This window comes from Rhizobium sp. BK212, from assembly GCF_014197475.1.
GTDB lineage: Bacteria > Pseudomonadota > Alphaproteobacteria > Rhizobiales > Rhizobiaceae > Rhizobium > Rhizobium anhuiense.
In genome coordinates, this window is record NZ_JACIFS010000017.1 from 1 (window position 1) to 22082 (window position 22082).

17 protein-coding genes, 1 tRNA gene and 1 riboswitch are annotated in these 22082 nt (G+C 61.4%); of the genes, 6 read left to right on the plus strand and 12 right to left on the minus strand.

Annotated elements, in window-relative coordinates; genetic code table 11:
* The first annotated feature begins 18 nt into the window (after positions 1–18).
* The 5 genes from FHT79_RS31420 to FHT79_RS31440 all read left to right on the plus strand — a co-directional run bounded on the left by FHT79_RS31420 (position 19) and on the right by FHT79_RS31440 (position 5405).
* Positions 19–95, plus strand: a tRNA-Met gene (locus FHT79_RS31420).
* Between the two features lie 401 nt (positions 96–496).
* Positions 497–3025 (plus strand): methyl-accepting chemotaxis protein, encoded by a 2529-nt coding sequence (locus FHT79_RS31425; protein ID WP_028828203.1) that lies wholly within the window; start codon positions 497–499, stop codon positions 3023–3025.
* A gap of 261 nt (positions 3026–3286) precedes the next feature.
* Positions 3287–4084, plus strand: a complete 798-nt coding sequence (locus FHT79_RS31430; RefSeq protein WP_028759156.1) for a hypothetical protein — start codon at positions 3287–3289, stop codon at positions 4082–4084.
* Between the two features lie 206 nt (positions 4085–4290).
* Complete coding sequence (locus tag FHT79_RS31435) at positions 4291–5079, plus strand: DUF2092 domain-containing protein (RefSeq protein ID WP_028759192.1); 789 nt, start codon at positions 4291–4293, stop codon at positions 5077–5079.
* Positions 5076–5405, plus strand: coding sequence for a hypothetical protein (locus FHT79_RS31440; protein WP_028755600.1), 330 nt, complete (start codon positions 5076–5078; stop codon positions 5403–5405). Before FHT79_RS31435 ends, FHT79_RS31440 begins: the two co-directional genes overlap by 4 nt.
* A 12-nt stretch (positions 5406–5417) precedes the next feature.
* On the opposite strand, the gene FHT79_RS31445 is transcribed toward FHT79_RS31440, so the two are convergent.
* The 12 genes from FHT79_RS31445 to FHT79_RS31500 form a co-directional block, all read right to left on the minus strand.
* A complete protein-coding gene (locus FHT79_RS31445; RefSeq protein ID WP_183904695.1) occupies positions 5418–8600 on the minus strand; it encodes a multidrug efflux RND transporter permease subunit in 3183 nt (1060 codons plus the stop codon).
* A gap of 41 nt (positions 8601–8641) precedes the next feature.
* Positions 8642–9838: an efflux RND transporter periplasmic adaptor subunit gene (locus tag FHT79_RS31450; RefSeq protein ID WP_028759025.1), complete on the minus strand. Its 1197-nt coding sequence runs from the start codon at positions 9836–9838 to the stop codon at positions 8642–8644.
* Positions 9839–10013: 175 nt separating this feature from the next.
* Positions 10014–10778, minus strand: coding sequence for a membrane protein (locus FHT79_RS31455; RefSeq protein WP_028759024.1), 765 nt, complete (start codon positions 10776–10778; stop codon positions 10014–10016).
* A 128-nt stretch (positions 10779–10906) separates the two neighbouring features.
* The gene (locus FHT79_RS31460; protein WP_047620005.1) at positions 10907–12040 is read right to left on the minus strand and encodes a calcium:proton antiporter; all 1134 of its coding nucleotides are present in this window, start codon (positions 12038–12040) and stop codon (positions 10907–10909) included.
* A 212-nt stretch (positions 12041–12252) separates the two neighbouring features.
* Positions 12253–12960 carry an SDR family NAD(P)-dependent oxidoreductase gene (locus FHT79_RS31465; RefSeq protein WP_047620003.1) on the minus strand — a complete coding sequence of 236 codons (708 nt, stop codon included), beginning with the start codon at positions 12958–12960 and terminating at the stop codon, positions 12253–12255.
* A gap of 173 nt (positions 12961–13133) precedes the next feature.
* Complete coding sequence (locus FHT79_RS31470; protein ID WP_028755606.1) at positions 13134–13484, minus strand: ribbon-helix-helix domain-containing protein; 351 nt, start codon at positions 13482–13484, stop codon at positions 13134–13136.
* Between the two features lie 22 nt (positions 13485–13506).
* A complete protein-coding gene (locus tag FHT79_RS31475) occupies positions 13507–14103 on the minus strand; it encodes a DJ-1/PfpI family protein (protein ID WP_028759016.1) in 597 nt (198 codons plus the stop codon).
* 199 nt (positions 14104–14302) lie between these two features.
* On the minus strand, positions 14303–14695 hold the full coding sequence (locus FHT79_RS31480) for a DUF779 domain-containing protein (RefSeq protein ID WP_028759017.1): 393 nt from the start codon (positions 14693–14695) through the stop codon (positions 14303–14305).
* A gap of 55 nt (positions 14696–14750) precedes the next feature.
* Positions 14751–16259, minus strand: a complete 1509-nt coding sequence (gene adh / locus FHT79_RS31485) for an aldehyde dehydrogenase (protein WP_048338614.1) — start codon at positions 16257–16259, stop codon at positions 14751–14753.
* 167 nt (positions 16260–16426) lie between these two features.
* Entirely contained in the window at positions 16427–17386 is a 960-nt protein-coding gene (locus tag FHT79_RS31490; RefSeq protein ID WP_028755610.1) for a helix-turn-helix domain-containing protein, read from the minus strand.
* 158 nt (positions 17387–17544) lie between these two features.
* Entirely contained in the window at positions 17545–18780 is a 1236-nt protein-coding gene (locus tag FHT79_RS31495; protein WP_183904696.1) for a TIGR03862 family flavoprotein, read from the minus strand.
* 69 nt (positions 18781–18849) lie between these two features.
* Positions 18850–19272, minus strand: a complete 423-nt coding sequence (locus FHT79_RS31500; protein WP_028755612.1) for a helix-turn-helix domain-containing protein — start codon at positions 19270–19272, stop codon at positions 18850–18852.
* A 71-nt stretch (positions 19273–19343) separates the two neighbouring features.
* On the opposite strand from FHT79_RS31500, the gene FHT79_RS31505 reads away from it, so the two are divergent.
* Positions 19344–21596 carry a heavy metal translocating P-type ATPase gene (locus FHT79_RS31505; RefSeq protein WP_183904697.1) on the plus strand — a complete coding sequence of 751 codons (2253 nt, stop codon included), beginning with the start codon at positions 19344–19346 and terminating at the stop codon, positions 21594–21596.
* 239 nt (positions 21597–21835) lie between these two features.
* A riboswitch (cobalamin riboswitch) is annotated at positions 21836–22062 on the plus strand.
* Positions 22063–22082: the final 20 nt, after the last annotated feature.

Below are 22082 nucleotides of genomic sequence, written 5' to 3' on the forward strand. Positions count from 1 at the left end.
TTGTGTTAAATTATATCTCGCGGGGTGGAGCAGCCCGGTAGCTCGTCAGGCTCATAACCTGAAGGCCGCAGGTTCAAATCCTGCCCCCGCAACCAAACTTCTTTCCAACAATCGGCACCTATCCTATCGCTGGCGCGAAGACTTCATCTTCGCTGGCGATGGTAGCTCCTCGTCCTGCGGACCATAACCTGAAGGCCGCAGGTTCAAATCCTGCCCCCGCAACCAAATCCCACATAGACCGCCATACACACTGATACAAAAAGCCCGCCTCGTGCGGGCTTTTGGCGTTTCCAGACGTGCGAGTTAACGCCTCAACAGGTGTCCGCAATAGGGACAGGCGATGATGAATAGCCGATCTGCCTAGATGCCCGTTCGAGTGTCTGAACCACGCCTTCGCCCCGGTAGGTCAGGCGTGCATAGTCCTCGGATCAACCCATTTATCGGTTCTTAAGCAAAGAATGACAGCTTAGCTCCAATCGATGGTGAGGGTGCATTCGTGGTAAATGGTTTGATGTCGCGGGTTCGCATTCAGACGAAGGTGCTCGTACTTTTGGCGCCATTCGTCATTAGTCTATGCGCAGTGGGACTGACGGGGTACTACGCGTCCAGCCTTCTCGAGGGACGCATGGAGATCTCCAACCATGTTTTGCAGTCCCTGAACGGGTTCAAACATGTTTCGTCCAGCATGACCGGCTTTCTGATGAAGCCTTCGCAGGAAGCTCGTGATACCGCGCTTGCCGACGCCCGAGAGCAACTGACAAACCTGCAGCAGACGATCGAGAGGCTAAGGCCGACGACCGATGTGGGGCTTCTTGACCGGGCGCTAGATCAGTCGCAAATCATACCGCAAAAGATCGAAGCGATCTGGCAAATCGAAACGGGACAGCAGAAAATTCTGAGCGATGTGGACGCTGCTTCCGCGGCACTTCTTGACCTGCAAGGGCAGGTTGGCAAGCGCTCGTTCATGCTGATGGCCAGTGCGAAAAAGATGGAAAATGCCAACAAGAGCGGCCTGAGCAATTCCGTCTCCATCAGCGCCGCCGCCAGTATCGCGACAAAACTTCGCAATGACTATGCGAGCGTGACGACGCCGGCTGACAAAGTTGGCCTGTTAGCCAAATATGCCCCCGATTTGCAAAAGGCAAAGGAACAGCTTTCGCCTGCTGTAGGGACCGACAAACAAGCCATCGCCGCCCAGTATGCCGCTGCCGTGGATGCTGTCGCCAACGCTTCGAAGGTGTCGCCTGACACTTTGGATGTCCCAGCAACGGATACCGCCGTCGCCGATCTTGCTGCAACTGGCGACAGCCTCAAGACGATTGGCGACGATCTGATGCGGACCTCCGTGTTGGCGCTTGCCGCGTCGGACAAAGATATCTCTCAGGCGACCAATGTCGGCAACGAACTGCGCGCCATTGTTAACAGCAATAACGAGATCCGCGTCGGCTTCGCCGAACTCGCCGGCAATCCAGACGACGCGCGAGTGAAGAAAGTCCAGCAGTCGATCTACATGTATCAGACCGAGCTCGGCCGTCTCGCCGGCGTGGTGAACGACGATCCGGTCTTTGCCGAAATTCCGAAGAAGGCTCAACCCGTCCTCGATCTGCTTGCGGCGAACGCGGCAGCGCTTTCCGAAGGTGCGGTGCGCAAACTGGCTGAGTTCGACAGCGCTGCGGGGCAGATCGACAACACCTGGAACCTGCTTGCTCAATTCGCCGAGACGCAGAGGCAAAATGCTGGGCAGGATCGTCAACAGGCCAATAGGATATCCGGAGGCGCGATTGTCATCGGCATCCTGATTGCTATGACCGCGGGTGCCGCACTGGTCGTCACCCTGAAGGGACCGATCACCCAGATTACCGCAGCGATGCGCAAGATCGCAGAGGGACGGCTCGATACCACAATCACCGGCGAGGCACGGGGCGACGAAATCGGGGAAATGGCTCGTGCGCTTTCCGTCTTCAAACAAAATGCGCTGTCGAATGTCGAAATGGAACAACAGGCCGAGATCGCGCGCAGTGATGCGGAATCTGAGCGCGCCCGCAACGAACTCCAGCGACGTAGCGCCAAGGTCCAGGTTGACGCCGCAATCGAGGCGCTTGCAGAGGGGCTCACGCGGCTGTCGCGCGGGGAGTTGATTTTTTCGATCGATACGCCCTTTGCCGCCGAACTCGACCGGATCCGCACCGATTTCAACATGTCGGTGGCGGGTCTCAGAGAGACGCTCTGCGATATCCGCGAGACGTCTTCCCTCATCAACGACAATGGCCGACAGATGGCGGAAGCCGTTGATGACCTGGCCCGTCGAACGGAGAAGCAGGCGGCTGCACTTGAGGAAACCGCAGCGGCAGTGGAGGAGATTTCTTCCGCCGTCAATACCTCGTCAGGACGGGCAGCAGCAGCGCTTGCGCTTGTCCAACGCGCCAAACAGGGCGCCGACGCCTCGGCTTCAGTGGTCCAAAACGCGGTTTCGGCCATGGGACGGATTGAGGACGCGTCAGGCAAGATCGTTCAGATTGTCAGCGCCATCGACTCCATCGCTTTCCAGACCAATCTCTTGGCCCTAAATGCGGGAGTCGAAGCGGCGAGAGCGGGTGAGGCCGGCAAGGGCTTTGCTGTCGTGGCACAGGAGGTGCGGGAGTTGGCGCAGCGATCGGCTCGTGCAGCCAAGGAAATCGGCGAGCTCATCAACAATTCCGTCCGCGAGGTTGCGTCCGGCTCTGAATTCGTCGGCCGTACCGGCGATGCGCTGATGGAGATTTCCAGCGAGATCGTCCACATCGTCGGCCATATTGAACTCATTGCCTCGTCAAGCCGCGAACAGGCCACGACACTCCATTCGATCAACGCGTCGGTCAACGATATTGATCGTATGACGCAGCAAAATGCGGCGATGGTGGAAGAGACGAATGCTGCCACCCAACAGCTATCGTCCGAGGCGCTTGCCCTTACCGACATGATTGCACGCTTTCGGCTTGAAGGCCGCGAGAGCCCGGCTTCAAGAGGGTACGAGGCTGCGGCATGACGGCAGCATGTATTCGCAAAGCACTTGCTTTGAGATGCATGGTTTCCGATCAGAAAGCTGATGAGCGATACGTTTCCCTTGATCAGTTTTCAGGCGCACGATAGTTGCTAAATTAGCAATATTCTAATATACGTGGAGCCGGCGTTTTAATATTTTCGCAGCAGTAAGCAACGTCCCTCAAATTTGCGGGCGTTTATTATCCTATTCAGCAGGGCGTTCGATTTCATGAAGTAGATTAGAGATTTATAGGGGGGAGGAATAATGGGAAAATGGGGATCTTCTCTGCTGACGACTCCGCATGGAAGGCGTCGTCTTCGGTTTGCTATCTCGGGATTGCCACCGCTCTGCGCAGTGGTGCTCTTCGCAGGCGTCGCGTCCGCGCAGGCGCCGACTGAGGAGCAGCGCAATGCGATCAGGGCGGAATGCCGTTCCGATTTCATGGCGCAATGTTCCGGCGTCACGCCGGGCGGGATGGAGGCACTCACCTGCCTGCAACAGCATAGCGCCACACTTTCAGCCGGCTGTAAGAAAGCTGTGTCGGCGGTTAGCAAACCGAAGTCGACATCGGCGGAGCCGTCTCCGGCCGCGCCGGCAACCACCGGAGCGGTCACCCCGGCGCCCGCGACCGGCGCGCCGGCGCATCAGCCGACGCAGGCGCAGCGCAACGCCGTCAAATCAGCCTGCCAACGCGATTTTATGGCGCAATGTTCCGGCGTGACGCCGGGCGGCGCAGAGGCGCTCAGCTGCTTGCAGCAGCACAACGCCGCTCTGTCGGCACCGTGCCAGCAGGCCGTTGCTGCGCTCGGAGGGGCAGCCGGATCAACCCCGGCCACCGGCGGCGGCGCTGCGGCGGTCGCGACCACGCCTGCTCCTCAGGCCATGATGCCGGCCTTCTCGCCACGCGAGGAACTGATGATCCTGCGTGAAACCTGTGGATTGGACTTCCGGGCCTTGTGCCGGATGGTGCCGCTCGGCGGAGGGCGGGGTATCGCTTGCCTCCGGGACAATCTGCAACGCGTATCGCCGGCCTGCCACAGAGTGTTGACTTCGGGATTATAGCCTGGTCAGACCCCGATCTGTGAAAGCGGTAATCCGAACAGTATCGCGCTTCAGCGTCATTCGGTGAGCGCAACGCGGTAAAGACCGGCAGGTGGCCGGTCTGGCACATGCACAGTTCGCGTCTGCACACTTCATCTCCGGCCGGAATCGGTTCGGCACCTGCATATCCGATGAAATCAATGACGGTACATATGAAAGGCATTGTCATGTCATCGACTTTCTGTTTCCCGCGATTGAAGCGGATGCTTGTTTATATCTCGCTCGCCGCCGGCCTGGCGCTGCCAACGAGCGCTTGGGCGGATGATGCAAAAGCCCTACTCAAGACGATGTCCGATTTTCTGGCGGCGCAGAAGACGATATCCTTTAGCTATCAATCGTCGCTCGAAGCCGTGACACCCGAGTTCGAGAAGCTCCAGTTCGTCAGCTCCGGGACAGCCAACCTGACCCGTCCCGACAAGCTGCGTGTCACCAGAACCGGCGGTTTTGCCGATCTCGACGTCAGTTTCGACGGTTCGTCGCTGACGGTGCATGGCAAGAACCTCGACGCCTATGCCAAGATCGATGGCAAGGGTTCGCTCGACGAACTGATCGACAGGCTTATGACCGCGGGGGTCGAAGCGCCAGGCGCCGATCTCTTGTCCTCCGACGTCTATGATGTGCTGATGTCTGATGTGACCGATGCCAGGCACATTTCCAGTGCTTTCGTGGATGGCGTCGAATGCGCATACCTGGCCTTCCGAACGCCTGAAATCGACTGGCAGATCTGGATACAGACCGGCTCGCAACCGATACCGCGCCGTTACGTTATCACCAGCAAGCACGTCGTCCAGGCGCCGCAATACACGCTTGAAATCAGCGATTTCAAAAGCGGCGCTGATGTCGCGGCCGTTTCCTACAGCATCGAAGTTCCGGCCAGTGCGAAGACGGTCGATCTCAGCGAGCTGCAATCGCTTGATGAGCTTCCGGCGCCTGCCGATATGGGAGAGGTGAAATGACCTATAACAAGCTGTTCTTCGCTCTCGGCCTCGCCGGCGTCGTGACATTCACCGACATTCGCATCGAGGTGCAGGGATTTCTGCCGTTGTCGATCGGCTTCGCCACGCCGGCGGGCGCCGTCATCGGCAGGCCGCTGACGCCGCTCTCTTATGCGGGCGTGGCCCGTCGGACGACGCGGCGGGTCGTCACACGCACGACGACGACCATCGCCGTGCTTCCGGCAGGCTGCCGCTATGGTCCCTATTACGGCGGCTACTATTATCGATGCGGCGCGTATTATTACGCCAAGAGCGGCAACGTTTATGTGCAGGTGATCGTCCAATAATGCTGCGGTCGTCTATCGGACGTTCGATATCTCCGCCTCCGTCACGCTCGCGGCCGTGTTTGCGGTCGCTCCGCGCCGTTTCACATATTCCTCGAGGCGCTGCAGCAGGACGTAGAAGGACGGTACGAAGAGCACGGCAAGACAGGTCGAGGCGATCATGCCGCTGAAGACCGATATGCCGATCGACTTACGGGCCGATGCGCCGGCGCCCGTCGCCAGCACCAGCGGCAGGACGCCGAGGATAAAGGCGAAGGACGTCATCAGAATTGGCCGGAAACGCAGCCGCGCGGCCTCGACGGCCGCATCCAGGATTTCCATGCCTTCCGCCCGCTTTTCCCGCGCATATTCGACGATGAGGATGGCGTTCTTCGATGCAAGTGCGATCAGCAGGATAAGGCCGATCTGCGTATAGAGGTTGTTGGCAACACCCGCAGCGGTAAGTGCTGCTACCGTGCCCAGCAGAGCGAGCGGCACGGCGAGTATGACCGCCAGTGGCAAGATCCAGCTTTCATACTGACCGGCGAGCACGAAATAGACGAGCAGCATGGCGAGCGCGAAGATGAAATAGATCTGCCCGCCCACGGCCTTCTCCTGATAGGAGAGCGCCGTCCACTCGAAGCCCGTGCCCGGCGGCAACGTCTGGTCGGCAATCTGTTCCATGACGTCGAGCGACTGGCCGGAACTGAAGCCGGCGGCAGGACCGCCGACGATGGTTGCTGTGGGGTAGAGATTGTAGAGGCTGATCAGGGAAGGACCTTGCGTCGTCGTGACATCGACGACCGTGCCGAGCGGCACCATCGTCCCGTCGCCGGCTTTGACCTTGAGATTGCGGATGTCTTCGGCGCTGACCCGGAAATCGGAGGCGGCTTGTGCATAGACCTGGAAGGTGCGGCCAAATTTGTTGAACTGGGTCACATAGCTCGATCCGACATAGCCGGAGAGAGCGGAAAAGACCTGGCCCACGGTAATTCCCAGCGTCTCCGCTTTGATGCGATCGACGGAAACAGCCAGCTGCGGCACGTTCGAGCGAAAAGGCGTGCTCAGCCTTTGCAGCGACGATTGGGCACTGCCGTTCCTGACGATCGTATCGGCAAGCGATTGCAGCAGCGGGTAGTCGGAAATGCCGTTCCTGATCTCGACCTGCATGGTAAAGCCGCTGGCATTGCCGACGCCCTGGATCGGAGGCGGCACGATCACCAGCGTCTTGGCCGTGAGCACGCTTTGCAGCGCGCCGTTCAGATGTTGGTAGATCGACAGCAAGTCCTGCCCCTTCTGCTTGCCGCGTTCATCCCAATCCTTCAGCACGACATAGGCGACGCCGGCATTCTGCAGGCTGGCATTGTTGTCGAGAACGGAGATGCCGCTGATGGTCAGCACCTGGTCGACGCCGGGTGTGGCTTCGGCGATCTTGCCGACCGCGTCCATGACAGCATCGGTGCGCTCCTTCGAGGCACCGTCCGGCAATTGCGCATTGATCAGCACGTAGCCTTGATCCTCGATGGGCAGGAATGCCGTCGGCAGGCGGGCAAGCCCCCAGGCTGCGACCGCGATCAGCACCAGTGCCGCGACCGCCATGATTCCGGCGTGACGGGTCATCGATCCGATCAGCCCGGCATAGCCGCGCTCGCCTTTGTCGTAGACCCTGTTGAAGCCGCGATAAAGGATGTTGCGTTTCTCGGGCGGGGCGGGCGGACGCAGCCAGAGGGCGCATTGCGTCGGTTTCAGCGTGACGGCATTGATCGCGCTGATCAGCGCGGTCGCGGCAATCACGAGGGCGAACTGCCTGTAGAGCTGTCCGGTCAGGCCGGGCAGGAAGGCAGCTGGAATGAAAACGGCCATCAGCACCAGCGTGATGCCGATGACCGGGCCGAGCAGTTCCTCCATCGCCTTCTCGGCGGCCTTTCGGCCGGACATGCCCGCCTCGATGTGCCGGGCGACACCTTCGACGATGACGATGGCATCGTCGACGACGATACCGATGGCGAGAACGATGGCAAAGAGCGTCGACAGGTTGACGGTGAAGCCCAATGCCGCCATGGCCGCGAAGGCGCCGATGATGGTGACCGGAACGGTGGTCGCCGGCACGAGCATCGCCCGCCAGTCCTGCAGGAAGACGAGAATGACGATGAGAACGAGAACGCCGGCCTCGATCAAGGTGACGTAAACCTCGTCGATGGAGGCCTCGACGAATTTCGTCGTGTCGAGCGGTACATGATATTCGAGGCCCGGCGGAAAGCTCTTCGAGAGCTCTTCCATTTTCGCCCGCACGGCCTGTGCAACCGAGATCGCATTGGCTTCCGGCAGTTGGAATATGCCGATGCCGGCCGCCGGCCTGCCGTTCTGCATGAAGGACTGGCTGTAGGTCTGGGCGCCCAGTTCGACGCGGCCGATATCGCGGATCCGGGTCACACGGCCGCCCTGTCCGCTTTCCACTTTGACGACGATATCCTCGTAGTCGGCCGCCTCGTTCAGCCGGCCATTGACGTTCAGCGTATATTGGAAGACCTGTCCCTTCGGCACCGGCGGAATGCCGATCTGGCCGGCGGCGACCTCCTGGCTCTGCTGCTGCACCACGCTGACGACATCCTGTGGGGTCAGGCCGCGCGCCTGCAGCAGGTTCGGATCCATCCAGATGCGCATGGCATATTGACCGGCGCCGAACACGGTGACGTTGCCGACACCTGGCAGGCGGGCGAGTTCATTCTGCAAGTTGATGACGGCGTAGTTCGACAGGAACAGGCTGTCATAACGGCTGTCTGGTGAGGTCAGGCTGACGAAACCGAGGATCGCCGTCGACTTCTTCTGCGTCGTCACGCCCTGAAGCTGTACCGCTTCGGGAAGCGATGACATCGCTATGGCAACGCGGTTTTGTACCAAGACCTGAGCCTGGTCGGGATCCGTGCCGATGGCAAAGGTCACGGTCAGCGAGTAAGTGCCGTCGCTGGCGCTGGTTGACTGCATGTAGAGCATGTCCTGCACGCCGTTGACCTGCTGCTCGATCGGCAGCGCCACGGTGTCGACCAGGGTCTGGGCGCTGGCGCCGGGAAAGCGGGTCGTCACTTGCACCGTCGGCGGAACGACATTCGGATATTGCGCCACGGGCAGTTGGATGAGGGCCACCGCGCCGATGAGCACGAAGACCAACGCCAGGACGTTGGCGAGTACCGGTCGCTCGATGAAGAAGCGCGAGATCATGCTGCTGTCCTCAGACGTTCAGATGAACCATGATGGCGAATTCATTGCGTGGTGGTCTTGGCCTTGGCATCGCCGGCGGCAGTTGCCGGCGGGTTCATTTCCATCTTCTCGGGCGTGACCTTGCTGCCGGGAATGGCCTGCTGGATACCTTGGGTCACCACCCAGTCGGCTGCATCGAGGCCTGACTCGATGACGCGGAGCGAACCTTCACGCTGGCCGGTCTTGACCTGCTTCTGCTCGATGACATCGTCCTTGCCGAGAACGAGCAGATAGCTGCCCAGCTGGTTCGTGCCGATCGCATCGTCGCGCACCAGTAGGGCCTTGTCGTTATGGCCGACCGGCACGCGGACCCGGACGAAGAGACCGGGCAACATGGCGCGGTCCTTGTTGTCGAACACGGCGCGCACCTGAAGCGTGCCTGTGGAGGCATCGAGCTGCGGCGATACGTAATCGAGATGGCCCTTGTGCGGATAACCTTCTTCCGTCTGCAGGCCAATTTCCGCCGGTATGGTTGGAAGGTCCGTCTGCTTGAAGGTGTGCCCCTGCTTTGCCAGGGTTTCTTTGATCGTCAGCACCTGGGTTTCGCTGACGTTGAAATAGGCATAGAGCGGATCCAGCTGCACGATGCTGGCGAGTTTGGTGGGACCGGATACGCCGACCAGCGCGCCGATATCGACGAGGTGGTCGGTGACGGTGCCGTCGAAGGGGGCAAGCACTTCCGTGTATCCCAAGTTGATCGTCGCGAGCTCGAGATTGGCCTGGGCATTGAGGATGGAGGCATTCGCCTCGTCGAGTGTCGCCTTGGCGCTGTCGACTGCGGTCTGCGTGGTGACCTGTTGCTTCGACAAATTGAGCTGCCGGTCGTATTCCTGCTGCGCGCCGACCTGAGACGCCTGTTGCGAGGCGAGCGATGCCTTCGCCTGATCCAGTTGCGCCTGATAGGTGTCGCGCTCGATGCCGAAGAGCTTGGTGCCCTTCTTTACCGTCATGCCGTCCTGATAGTCGATGGATTGGATGTAGCCTTGGACGCGCGCCTCGATATCGACGGAATTGAGCGGCGCCGTGTTGCCGGTGAGCTCGAAATAGAGAGTGACCGGTTGCTGGACCGGCTGGGCGACGCGAACTGGAGGTGGTGGAGGAGCAACATAGGTGTTGCCGCTTTCCTCGCAGCCAGCAAGAATTGCCATGCCGGCGAGCGCCACAGACAGGCACAGACCCTGATACAATCTCACACGCATTGCCGCCGCCCCGATGTTGAAGAGCCCCAGTCTTGATGCGTGCCTCGGCGGAGACGACCCCTCTCCGAAAAGTTCCGGGCATGCGATATTATGTCGCGGCATTGCTAAAAATTGCAATAGCTGCTGGTGCACAATTGAACTGTGTTGGAGTCATCTCTTGAGAGACGTCAAAACACTACGGTTTCCCGAGCCGTTCGATGGCGGATTGCAGAGGGGCATCCGAAACACGGATCAGCCCGACATAGGGATTGGCCATATCCGAAACCAGAAAGATCGCGCCGGCGACGGACAGGGCGCAGACAAGCAGAATGGACAGCACCGTCGGATTGGCCGGCGCCTGCAGCCCGAAGGTCGCAAAAAGCAGCCCGAGCCAACAGACGAGAACGGCAAGGAAGGCCCAGGGTAAACCCTCCTTACCGGATTCGACCAGCAGCCAATGGGTCTCGGCCAGCATGCCGCTCACCTCAAGAGCGCGCGCCTGCAGAGAGCGCTGCACGGCATCCTTCGGCAGCAGGGATCGAAGGTCGCCCTGAACCGCTTCGATATCCTGATATTCTCCCAGCGCCTTGGCGGATGGCTCGTCGGTCGTCTCCGTCGTCCAGCCGCGGCTCAGCCGTTTCTCGATGAGTTCACGCAGCAATTGACGCGCCGTGTCGGTTTCCGGCCCGTATTGCGCCATGACGCGGTCAAGCAGGAGCACCCGCGCCGCCGCCGTTCTCATCTCCACTTCGGCATTGTCATAGCTCGACTTGGCGGATGCGATAAGAAGGCCGAGCGCCAGGGCCGACAGCGTTCCGACCACCGCGGTCGCCAGCCTGATGACATCCTTGGATTCCGCATTGAGATGATGATCCGGCAAGTGGGCGCGCACCATCAACCCTATCGATGTCGCCGTCGACAGAAAGATAAATACAAGCCCGCCAAGCAACAGTGAGCTCAAGTCCGGCCTCCGTATCGTTCACGATCCTGCAGCCACTATGATCGCCAAAATATGCAAATCTCCCATTATCATAGCGGAAGACGGTCGAAGCTTGGAACTCTTTACTTTCCTGATCTTGCGGCCGGGCGTCATTGCTGGAAAATCAGCAGCACATAGGCCAGGAAAAGCACCAGATGGACGGCACCCTGCATGAGATGGGTGCGGCCGCTGGCAAAGGTGATGATGCTGACGGCAAGAGTGAGCAGGAGCATCACAAGATCTCCATGCTCGAGGCCGAGTGTCACGGGGTGTCCGTAAAGCTGACTGACAACAAGCATCGCCGGCACCGTCAGCCCGATCGTCGACAGCACCGAACCAAGGAAGATGTTGACGGAGCGCTGCAGATTGTTGGCGATGGACGCACGCACGGCGCTGATGGCCTCGGGCGTGGCGACGAGGACGGCCATGACAACACCGCCAAATGCGGTTGGAGCATGCAAGGTTTCGATAATGTAATCGATCGGCCGGGCAAGCTGTTCGACCAGAAAGACGACAGGACCCATGTAGGCGAAAAGCAGGATGGCATGAGGCCATACCGGCCCATGGCGAGGAGCACGTTCGCCGGGAGGTTCGTGACGGTTGCTGTCGTCGCTGAAATAGTCCCGATGGCGGCCGGCCTGAAGAAACAGAAACGTGGCGTAAAGGCCGACCGATATGATGCCCAGTATCAATTGCCGCGCCGCCGATGGATGTTGTCCGTCCGGGCCTGCAAGAAATGTCGGCATCACCAGGCTCAGGGTCGCCAGCGGTACGATGACTCCGAGATAGGCATTGGCGCCCTGCAGGTTATGCTGTTGTTCCGGTCGCCGCCATGCACCCAGCAGCAAGGACAGGCCGACCATGCCGTTCAGGATGATCATGACGACTGCAAACAGAGTATCGCGCGCAAGCGTGGGATTGTTTTCGCCGTGAAGCATGACGGCCGAAATCGCCATCACCTCGATCGAGGTGATGGCAAGCGTCAGAATGAGCGTGCCGTAAGGCTCCTTCAGCCGCTCCGCCAAGTGATCCGCGTGCCGCACTACCGACAGAGCGGAACCGAGGACGGCAGCGAACAGCCAGACAAAAACGACAGTGAACCAAAGCGGATCGGAAAGCTGTCCGAAGAGCTGCTCCTGGAAAACAAGAAACGCCAGGCTGGTCGCGACGCTGACGCCCAGGAACCATTCCTTGCGTAGCAGGCTGTTTGCGCCGACAGCGCGCAATGCCGGACCGTGCGTCATTGAAGCCACCCGTCTTCTGGCAAATGTCGCCGCAATGCGATCCCCAAGACCATTGTGTCCGTCCGCTGTCTCGCGCCCATCACGTGGGCAGGCGGAGACGAGGCTGCCTCAAGGCGAACCGAACCTCAAGCCAGATCGTGTGTCATTGACTAAAACTTGCAGGTCTCTCTCGTCTGATCATCCACTGACGGCGGCTCACGTCGCATCTTCCGTTATTCGCGGCCGGTCGCTGGGATTGCCGCGCCGGTGACGACGGCTGCGGCCGGCGAAATCAGGAAGGCGATGAGGCGGGCGATCGATTGCGGCGAGACCCAGCCGTCCGTCTTCGCATCGGGCATGGCCGCGCGGTTCTCAGGCGTGTCGATCGTCCCTGGCAGGATGCAGTTGGCGGTGACGCGGTCGTCGCGGCATTCGGCAGCGATCGCTTCGGTCAGCCGGATAACGGCGGCTTTCGAGGCGGCGTACGCGGCCTGCCTGGCGCCGGCCTTCAGTCCGGGTGCGGCAGCAACATGAACGATGCGGCCGTAGCCTGATGCCTTCATGGTCGGGAGAACCGCGGCGCTGATCGTCAGGGCGGTGCGGGCGTTTGCAGTCATCATCGTCTCCCATTGGGCAGGAGCGTCCGGTCCGACCGGCCCCATCTGGAAGCCGCCGACGGTGTTGACCAATGCGCTAACGCCGCCGAAACGCTTGACGGCCCGCGCAACAGCGGCGGCGCAGGAGGCGTAGTCGGTGAGATCGGTTCCGGCGATCGACAGAAACTCGGTGGAGGCGGGAAGAGTGGCGGCCAAGGCTTCCAGCTCGTCGCTCGAACGGTTCATGCAGACGAGTTTTGCGCCGGCGCCGGCAAGCTCACGGACAACGGCGCTGCCGAGGTTGCCGCCGGCGCCCGTGACAATCACGGCTTTCTGGTCGTTCATGATAGTTGATCTCCTGACGGTGCCGCTGCTGGACGATGCGCGCATTGTTGATCCAGGCTGCGCGCCAGCGCAAGCCCGCCGCAAGGCTTATGTCGACACGTCTTGCGGAACTGCCGGCGAGTTGCCGCGGGCAGCTTCGTCTATCATCACCCGATGGTCGTGCCGGCCGGCTGTCAGTGATATTTCGCCCGTTCGCGGCCGAGGATGACAGGCGCGTCGAGGCTTGAGATGGGACGGGTGACATCGCCCGGGATGTCGCCGGTGAGCTGGAGATCGAGATAGCGGGCGCAGCAGACTCGCAGGAAGGACGTGAAGTTTCCGAGATCATGTCCGGCATCGATCGATTCATGGTGCAGCCGGGTGATCAACTGAACGACATTCATGCCGTCGCGCCGCGCGATTTCCTCCAGCTTCGACCAGAAGAAGTTTTCCAGCCTGACGCTGGTGACCATGCCGTCGATGCGCAGCGACCGGGTGGTGCTTTCCCAGAGCCGTGCATCCGCCTTGATGAAGAGTTCACACATGTCGTCCTCCCGTGCCGCCTTTTTAGGCGGCGTTGGTTTCCAACAGGGCTGCGGCATCCAGCACAGCCATGAACTGGCGTAGCCATGAGGGATGCGCCGGCCAGGCCGGCGCCGTAACCAGATTGCCGTCCGAGACCGCATCGCTGATGGCGATGTCGGCATAGATGCCGCCGGCAAGTTCGACTTCCGGCCGGCAGGCGGGATAGGCTGAGCAGGTGCGGCCCTTCAGCACGCCGGCAGCGGCAAGCAGCTGCGCGCCATGGCAGATGGCGGCGACGGGTTTTCCGGCGTCGAAGAAATGGCGGACGGATTTGATGACGTCGGCATTGAGGCGCAGATATTCAGGTGCGCGGCCGCCGGGGATGACGAGCGCATCGTAATCTTCGGCCCGCACGCTGTCGAAAGTGGCGTTCAGCGCAAAATTGTGGCCGCGTTTTTCGGAATAGGTCTGGTCGCCCTCGAAATCGTGGATGGCGGTAGCGACGGTCTCACCGGCCTTTTTGCCGGGGCAGACGGCGTCGACCGTATAGCCGCAGGCAAGCAGCGTCTGGAACGGCACCATCGTTTCGTAATCTTCGGTGAAATCACCCGTAATCATCAGGATCTTTGAGGCTGGCATCGTTTCCTCCCTTTGAAACCAACAGGCGGAGAGTAGCAAAGCGCGAGAGGCAGAGGGTACTATGGGAATACTACAGACGAAATTCCCTGGAACAGGATGATTTTAGGTCCGGTTGGCCCACAATCTGAATCCCGTTCTAAATTAGCTAGTTAGAGGATGATGTCGCCCGAAAGCCGCTTACACTTTTCGGCATCATGCTCTAGACGGACCTTACTGTCACATCCGGGATGGCGCAGGCCTCGCCGCCGCCGAGGAGGCGGGAGCGGGTGAGGAAGCGCTTCTCGCGGCCGTTGTCGAGCGAGAACATGCCGCCGCGGCCGGGCACGACGTCGATGATCAGCTGCGTATGCTTCCAAGCCTCGAACTGGCTGGCGCTGATATAGACCGGCACGCCGCCGATCTCGCCAAGCTTGACGTCGCTGTCGCCGATCATGAAGTCATCGGCGGGATAACACATCGGCGAGGAACCGTCACAGCAGCCGCCGGACTGGTGGAAGAGGATATCGGGATGATCCCGCCTGATCTCGCCGATCAGAGCGAGTGCCGCGTCGGTTGCAAGAACACGCGGTTCGCCGTTGACGGTCGTTTCCATTGTTCTTCCTCCGAAGTTTCGGGAGGGGTTTGAGACCCTCCCGCCATGTTGCATCTCAGAAGAAGCCAAGGGCTTTCGGGCTGTAGCTCACCAGCATGTTCTTGGTCTGCTGGTAGTGGTCGAGCATCATCTTGTGGGTTTCACGGCCGATCCCCGATTGCTTGTAGCCGCCGAAGGCGGCATGGGCCGGGTAAGCGTGGTAGCAATTGGTCCAGACGCGGCCGGCCTGGATCTCGCGGCCGAAACGGTAGCAGCGATTGGCGTCTCGGCTCCAGACACCGGCGCCGAGGCCGTAGAGCGTGTCGTTGGCGATTTCGAGCGCCTCCTTCTCGTTCTTGAAGGTCGTGACCGAAACCACCGGTCCGAAGATCTCCTCTTGGAAGACGCGCATCTTGTTGTGGCCCTTGAAGATCGTCGGCTTGACGTAATAGCCGTTCGCCAGTTCGCCGCCGAGATCGTTGCGCGAGCCGCCGGTCAGAACCTCCGCACCTTCCTGCTTGCCGATATCAAGATAGGCGAGGATCTTTTCCAGTTGCTCCGACGAAGCCTGGGCGCCGATCATCGTCGCGCTGTCGAGTGGGTTGCCCTGCTTGATCGCCTCGACGCGTTTGACGGCCTTTTCCATGAAGCGGTCGTAGATCGATTCCTGGACGAGGGCGCGGCTCGGGCAGGTGCAGACTTCTCCCTGGTTGAGGGCAAACATCGCAAAGCCTTCGAGCGCCTTGTCGAGGAAGTCGTCGTCATCAGCCATCACATCGGCGAAAAAGATGTTCGGCGATTTGCCGCCGAGCTCCAGCGTCACCGGAATGAGGTTCTGGCTGGCATATTGCATGATCAGCCGGCCGGTCGTCGTCTCGCCGGTGAAGGCGATCTTGGCGATGCGGGGGCTGGTCGCCAGCGGCTTGCCGGCTTCGAGGCCGAAGCCATTGACGATGTTGAGCACGCCGGGCGGCAGGAGATCACCGACGAGTTCGGCCCAGAGCAGGATCGAGGCAGGCGTCTGCTCGGCGGGCTTCAGGACGACGCAGTTGCCGGCGGCAAGCGCCGGAGCGAGTTTCCAGGTGGCCATCAGGATCGGGAAATTCCAGGGAATGATCTGGCCGACGACGCCGAGCGGTTCGTGGAAGTGATAGGCGATGGTATCATGGTCGATCTCGCCGATCGAACCTTCCTGAGCGCGGATGCAGGAAGCGAAATAGCGGAAGTGGTCGATCGCCAGCGGAATGTCGGCCGCCATGGTTTCGCGGATCGGCTTGCCGTTGTCCCAGGTCTCGGCCTGGGCAAGCAATTCCAGCTTGTCTTCCATGCGCTGGGCGATCTTCATGAGGATATTGGAGCGCTCGGCAGCAGAGGTGCGGCCCCATTTTTCCTTGGCCGCATGGGCAGCGTCGAGCGCAAGATTGATGTCTTTTTCATTCGAGCGGGGAATGTCGCAGAGCTTGCCGCCGGTGACGGGCGTAACGTTTTCGAAGTATTTGCCTTCGATCGGCTCACGCCATTCGCCGCCGATATAGTTGCCGTATTTCAGTTTGAACGGTGACTCGACGATTTTCTGATGAAGCATGTCATCCTCCCTTGATGATCCAGGTTCCCAAGCGAACCAGTGGGAGGAAAATGAATATGTTTTGGCGCAGGGACTAGGGTGGGTCTTCCATACCGCAGTGCACAGTGTCGCAGAGCTGCGACAGCATCGGGTCGCGAGTGCCGCAGCGGCGGAACCCTTGAGGCTGATCAGTGGAGATCGAGCTTCTTCATCTTCCTGTGCAGCGTAGCGCGGCTGATGCCGAGCGCGGTCGCCGCCCGTGAGACGTTGCCGCCGGCGCGCGACAGCGCCCGAAGCAGCGCTGCCTTCTCCGCCTCGATGATCTCATCCTGCTGCGAGACGCCAGCCTCATGCAGGGCATCGGCGGCCGGAATGCCGGCGGCAATGCGTCTGTCGTCCAGCTGCAACGCGATGCGGGCGGCGCGCGTCGCGCCGAGCACCAGATCGTGCCTGTCGACGGCAAGCAGAGCGGCGGCGGAATTGGCGCCGGCCGGGACCATGAGGAAACGTGCGCCTGTAAAGGCCGAACGGAAGAGGTTGAGCTCGATGCGCATCGCCGCATCGCGCACGGTTTGCGTCAGGATCGCCAGCGTCATCTCGTTGACGTCTTCGCGGCAGGTGGAGATATCAAGCGCCGCGGCCAGCCGGCCACGATGATCGCGGATCGGCGCCGTCGTGCAGCTGAGGCTGGTGTTCGAGCAGAAAAAATGCTGATCGCGGAATATGGCGACGGCACGCTCGTCGGCAAGTGCGGTGCCGATGCCGTTGGTGCCGATGCTCGCCTCTGTCCAGATCGAGCCGGTCCAGAGGCCGAGTTCGCGGAATTCCTTGTCGTCGCCGGCAGCCCCCCGGCGCTCCAGCGCGATGCCGTTCTTGTCGGTCAGAAGCAGGCAGCAGCCGGCTTTGCCGACGGTGGTAAAGAGACGATCGAGCTCTCCCGTCGCGCTGGCGATCAGCTGTTCGGATTGCTCGCGTGCATTGCGGAATTCCTGATCGGTAAGGCGCAGCGGTGCCCGTTCGTCCTCGGGCGCGAGCTGGTGCATGGTCATGCATCGACGCCATGAGGCGACGACCGGAGAACTGGCTGCGGCGGAATCGCGCTGGGCAGACGTGTAGACGTGCTCGGCGTGCGCTGAGTGTTCGTGCATCGGCTCCTCCCACCGAAGTTCAGCATAGTCTGATGGAAAAGCGGCCGGTTTGCAATTGCAAGTGTCGACGGCCATCCTCCCCTTCGCCCCGGCAATCAGGGCACAATGCTGCAAAGCGTCAGCGATCTTTGCACGGCATCATCCGTCATTTCATTGATCTAGATCCGGTTCGAGATCATCGGCATCGACAGCAACAGCCAGGCCTCGATGCCGCGCGCTGCCGCCCGGCCGGTCGCCAGGCAGGCGGTGAGAAGATAACCGCCTGTCGGCGCTTCCCAGTCGAGCATTTCGCCGGCGACGAAGGTGCCCGGCAGCGCCTTCAACATGTAGCCTTCGTCGATGCCGCTCCAACAGATGCCGCCGGCCGAGGAGATCGCTTCGGCGATCGGGCGGGTTTCGATCACCGGCACCGGCAGGGCCTTGATCAGGCCGGCCAGGCGTTCGGGATCTGTCCGGTCGCGCTCGGGCGCGAATTCGCGCAGCAGCGCGGCCTTGACGCCGTCGAGGCCGGCGCTCTTGCGCAGGCGGTTTGAAAAGCTGGATTTAGGGTCCTGCCGCGCAAGATCGTGGCGCAGCCTTTCGATGGTGCGGCCGGGTGCGAGATCGAGCGTCAGGACGGCGCTGCCATGGTTCAGCAGTTGGTCGCGGAGGCTGGCGGTATGGGCATAGATCAGGCTGCCCTCGATGCCGCTTCCGGTTATGACGAATTCGCCGGGAAAGGTGCCGGCCCCGGAGGTTGCGGTGACCGATTTCACCGGCTCGCCGGCGAAACGCTCGCCGAAGTTTTTGCTCCAGTCGACGACGAAGCCGCAATTGGCGGGTTTGAAAGCCTCGATCTCAACGCCCCTTGCCGATAACAAGGGTAGCCAGCTTGCATCGGAGCCGAGGCGCGGCCAGCTTGCGCCACCGAGCGCCAGCAGGGCTGCGTCACAACGGATGATGCTGCGCCCTTCGGGCGTTTCGAAGACATAGCCGTCTTCAGCAAAACCGATCCAGCGATGGCGGGTGCGCAGCGTGACGCCCTGTGCTTCCAGCCGCCTGAGCCAGGCGCGCAGCAAAGGCGAGGCCTTCATCACCTTCGGGAAAACCCGGCCGGATGAGCCGACGAAGGTCTCGGTCCCGAGGCCTGCGGCCCAATCCCTGATATCATCTGGGGTAAAGGCATCAAGAGCGGCGCGTAGATGGGTGGAGGCGGGGCCGAAACGCGTGGCGAAACGGGCATAATCCTCGGAATGGGTGATGTTGAGACCGGATTTGCCGGCCAGCAGGAACTTGCGGGCGAAGGTCGGCATGGCGTCGTAGACCGTCACCGCATGACCGGAACGGGAAAGCAGTTCGGCAGCCGCGAGACCCGCCGGGCCGCCGCCGATGATGGCAATCCGCTTCTGGTTCATAGAGGTCTTCGCCCGATTCTGTCTGCATTGAGTTTTGGCGCGGGCGCGGATCGCCTGCAAGGGCTGAGATCAGTGGTGCGGATGCGTGCACTGGCCGTGGTCGGCGAGAACCTCGATGACGCGGCATTGATCGACGCGGCCGTGGCCGCAGCCTTCCACCATGGTTTCCAGCTCGGCCTTCAGCGCCTTCAGGCTGCGGATGCGCTGCTCGACCTCGATGAGGCGGGCCTTGGCGATGGCGTCGGCCGAGGCGCAGGACTGGTGCGGATCATCTTGCAGGGTGAGCAGCGTGCGGATCGCCTCGATCTCAAAGCCGAGTTCGCGGGCGTGGCGGATGAAGGCGAGGCGGCTGACATCGGCCGGTTCGAAGGAGCGCTGGTTGCCCTCGCTGCGGCTCGGGGCGGCGAGCAGGCCAATGCTTTCATAATAGCGCACTGTCGGCACCTTGACGCCGCTTTGGCGCGCGGCTTCGCCGATCGTGATCTTTTTCATGATTTTCCTCTTGCACCTCTAGTCGCTAGAGGATGTAGGAGAGATGCTTCTATTTGACAAGGAAGCGGATCATGGCTGAGAGCGAGACACGATACCGGGTCGGCGGCATGGATTGCGCCGCCTGCGCAAACAAGATCGATACCGCGGTCAGACGCGTAGCGGGTGTCGCCGATGTTTCCGTTTCGGTGATGGCGGGCACGATGACCGTCCGGCATGACGGCAGCAGCGATCTCAAGGCGATTGAAAGGAAAGTGACAGGGCTCGGCTATTCCGTCGCCCCGCTTGCCGGAAATGCTGCGCCTGTGCATGCCAGCCCGCAGCATCGTCACGACCATGGACATGATCACGACGACCACGCGAGCCATGACCATGACGGCCACGATCGTGCGGGTCATGACCATCCGCACGATCACGGCGCGAAGGAAATCGAGGGGCTGCACGGACACGACCAAGCGCCGATGGCCGGTCCCTGGTGGCAGAGCCGGAAGGGCCGGCTGACCATCCTTTCGGGTGGCGCACTCGTTGCCGCCTATGCCGTCGGCCAACTCGTACCGGCGATTGGTTCTTATGCCTTCATCGTCGCCATGCTGATCGGGCTGGTGCCGATCGCGCGGCGCGCCGTCATGGCCGCCTTCTCGGGAACACCGTTTTCGATCGAGATGCTGATGACGATTGCTGCCGTTGGCGCCGTCATCATCAATGCCGGCGAGGAGGCGGCAACCGTCGTGTTCCTGTTCCTGGTCGGCGAGTTGCTGGAAGGGGTGGCGGCGGGCAAGGCACGCCAAAGCATCCAGTCGCTGGCGGCCCTGGTGCCGAAGAATGCGCTGCTCGAAGACAATGGCCAGACGCGGGAAGTGCCGGCGGAAAGCCTTGCTGTCGGCGCCATCATCATGGTGCGTCCGGGGGACCGGATTTCGGCGGACGGCATCATTGTTTCCGGCGAGAGTGCGATCGACGAGGCGCCGGTGACGGGGGAGAGCACGCCGGTGCGCAAGGGCGTCGATGCCGTCGTTTTTGCCGGCACGGTGAATGGCGATGCTGTGCTCAGGGTTCGCGTCACGGCGGCGGCCGCCGACAATACCATCGCCCGCGTCGTCAAATTGGTGGAGGAAGCGCAGGAATCGAAGGCGCCGACCGAACGCTTCATCGACCGCTTCTCGCGCTATTACACGCCCGGCGTGGTCGTGGTCGCAGCATTGGTTGCCATCGTTCCGCCGCTGCTGTTCGGCGGGTCGTGGGACGAATGGATCTACAAGGGCCTCGCCATCCTGCTGATCGGCTGCCCCTGTGCGCTTGTCATCTCGACGCCGGCGGCAATCGCCGCTGCGCTTTCGGCGGGGGCGCGGCGCGGGCTGCTGATGAAGGGCGGCGCGGTGCTGGAAACGCTCGGCAAGGTGACGATGGTCGCCTTCGACAAGACAGGCACGCTGACCGAGGGCAGGCCACAGGTGACCGACATCATTTCCTTCGGATTGAAGGAGGCGCAGGTGTTGTCGCGCGCGGCGGTGCTGGAGCAGGGATCCAGCCATCCCTTGGCCCTGGCTATCCTCAACCGCGCCAAAGCGGACGGCGTTCCCGTGCCGCCAGCCTTTGAGCTGGAAGCGCTGCCGGGCAAGGGTGTCAGCGGCAAGGTCGGCGGCGAGACACTGGACCTGTTGTCGCCGCCGGCTGCCCGTGCGCTCGGGGCGCTCAGCGCGGAGCAGGATGCACGCATCACGGCGCTGAACGACGAGGGCAAGAGCGTATCGGTGCTGCTCGGCAACGGTATCGCGGCCGGCCTGATCGCCATGCGCGACGAGCCGCGCGAGGATGCCGAGGCCGGGCTCGCTACCCTCAAATCGGCAGGCGTCAAGGCGATGATGCTGACAGGCGACAACAAGCGGACGGCGGCAGCGGTGGCCGGCATGCTCGGCATCGACTGGCTCGGGGAGATGATGCCTGAGGACAAGCAGCGTGTTGTCGGCGAATTGAAGCGCCAGGGCTTCATCGTCGCCAAGGTCGGCGACGGCATCAACGATGCTCCGGCGCTGGCCGCTGCCGATATCGGCATCGCCATGGGCGGCGGCACCGATGTGGCGCTGGAGACCGCGGATGCCGCCGTGCTGCACGGACGCGTCGGCGACGTGGCGCGGATGATCGAACTTTCCAAACGCACGATGGGCAACATCCAGCAGAACATCAGCATCGCGCTGGGGCTGAAGGCGGTGTTCCTGGTGACGACGATCATGGGCATTACCGGGCTCTGGCCGGCGATCCTCGCCGATACCGGCGCCACTGTGCTGGTGACGATCAACGCGCTGCGGCTGCTTCGGATAAAGATATAAGCATTCCCCGACTTCATCCTCCGGCGCCCGTCACCGGCGGGATGTCCCATCGACGATTCGGGCCTGATCTCGAATCGAAATCTTTGGACCGGTCATAGGTCGGCTCCCCTCGTGGGGCTTCTCCACAGCCTGCTGTCTTTAAGCTTTGGTTATCCATGTTCTTCACAGGAATGTAGCGATTTCAAACCTGTCGTAACGCAACGCACAAACCATCCGTTGACGCGAATTTGGATTGGCGTACTATATCTAGTGTTCGAGGTTCCATCGATTCGTAAGGATCGATGGCTAAGACGGGAATTCGGTGCGCTTCGCCATCATGGCGCGGCAATGCCGGAGCTGCCCCCGCAACTGTAAGCGGTGAGCAACTGTCCGATTTCAGGTCACTGGAGCATGATGCTCCGGGAAGGCTGGGGCAGGGTGCATCGACCCGTGAGCCAGGAGACCTGCCTCGAACAAAACGTCCACGGGCGGGGTGTCCGGAAGGTC

What these genes read in the sequence shown, in the direction of transcription:
- FHT79_RS31430 (WP_028759156.1), top strand. Translation starts at nt 3,287, where the DNA reads ATGGGAAAATGGGGATCTTCTCTGCTGACGACTCCGCATGGAAGGCGT.
- FHT79_RS31435 (WP_028759192.1), top strand. Translation starts at nt 4,291, where the DNA reads ATGTCATCGACTTTCTGTTTCCCGCGATTGAAGCGGATGCTTGTTTAT.
- FHT79_RS31440 (WP_028755600.1), top strand. Translation starts at nt 5,076, where the DNA reads ATGACCTATAACAAGCTGTTCTTCGCTCTCGGCCTCGCCGGCGTCGTG.
- FHT79_RS31445 (WP_183904695.1), bottom strand. Translation starts at nt 8,600, where the DNA reads ATGATCTCGCGCTTCTTCATCGAGCGACCGGTACTCGCCAACGTCCTG.
- FHT79_RS31450 (WP_028759025.1), bottom strand. Translation starts at nt 9,838, where the DNA reads ATGCGTGTGAGATTGTATCAGGGTCTGTGCCTGTCTGTGGCGCTCGCC.
- FHT79_RS31460 (WP_047620005.1), bottom strand. Translation starts at nt 12,040, where the DNA reads ATGACGCACGGTCCGGCATTGCGCGCTGTCGGCGCAAACAGCCTGCTA.
- FHT79_RS31465 (WP_047620003.1), bottom strand. Translation starts at nt 12,960, where the DNA reads ATGAACGACCAGAAAGCCGTGATTGTCACGGGCGCCGGCGGCAACCTC.
- FHT79_RS31470 (WP_028755606.1), bottom strand. Translation starts at nt 13,484, where the DNA reads ATGTGTGAACTCTTCATCAAGGCGGATGCACGGCTCTGGGAAAGCACC.
- FHT79_RS31475 (WP_028759016.1), bottom strand. Translation starts at nt 14,103, where the DNA reads ATGCCAGCCTCAAAGATCCTGATGATTACGGGTGATTTCACCGAAGAT.
- FHT79_RS31480 (WP_028759017.1), bottom strand. Translation starts at nt 14,695, where the DNA reads ATGGAAACGACCGTCAACGGCGAACCGCGTGTTCTTGCAACCGACGCG.
- adh (WP_048338614.1), bottom strand. Translation starts at nt 16,259, where the DNA reads ATGCTTCATCAGAAAATCGTCGAGTCACCGTTCAAACTGAAATACGGC.
- FHT79_RS31490 (WP_028755610.1), bottom strand. Translation starts at nt 17,386, where the DNA reads ATGCACGAACACTCAGCGCACGCCGAGCACGTCTACACGTCTGCCCAG.
- FHT79_RS31495 (WP_183904696.1), bottom strand. Translation starts at nt 18,780, where the DNA reads ATGAACCAGAAGCGGATTGCCATCATCGGCGGCGGCCCGGCGGGTCTC.
- FHT79_RS31500 (WP_028755612.1), bottom strand. Translation starts at nt 19,272, where the DNA reads ATGAAAAAGATCACGATCGGCGAAGCCGCGCGCCAAAGCGGCGTCAAG.
- FHT79_RS31505 (WP_183904697.1), top strand. Translation starts at nt 19,344, where the DNA reads ATGGCTGAGAGCGAGACACGATACCGGGTCGGCGGCATGGATTGCGCC.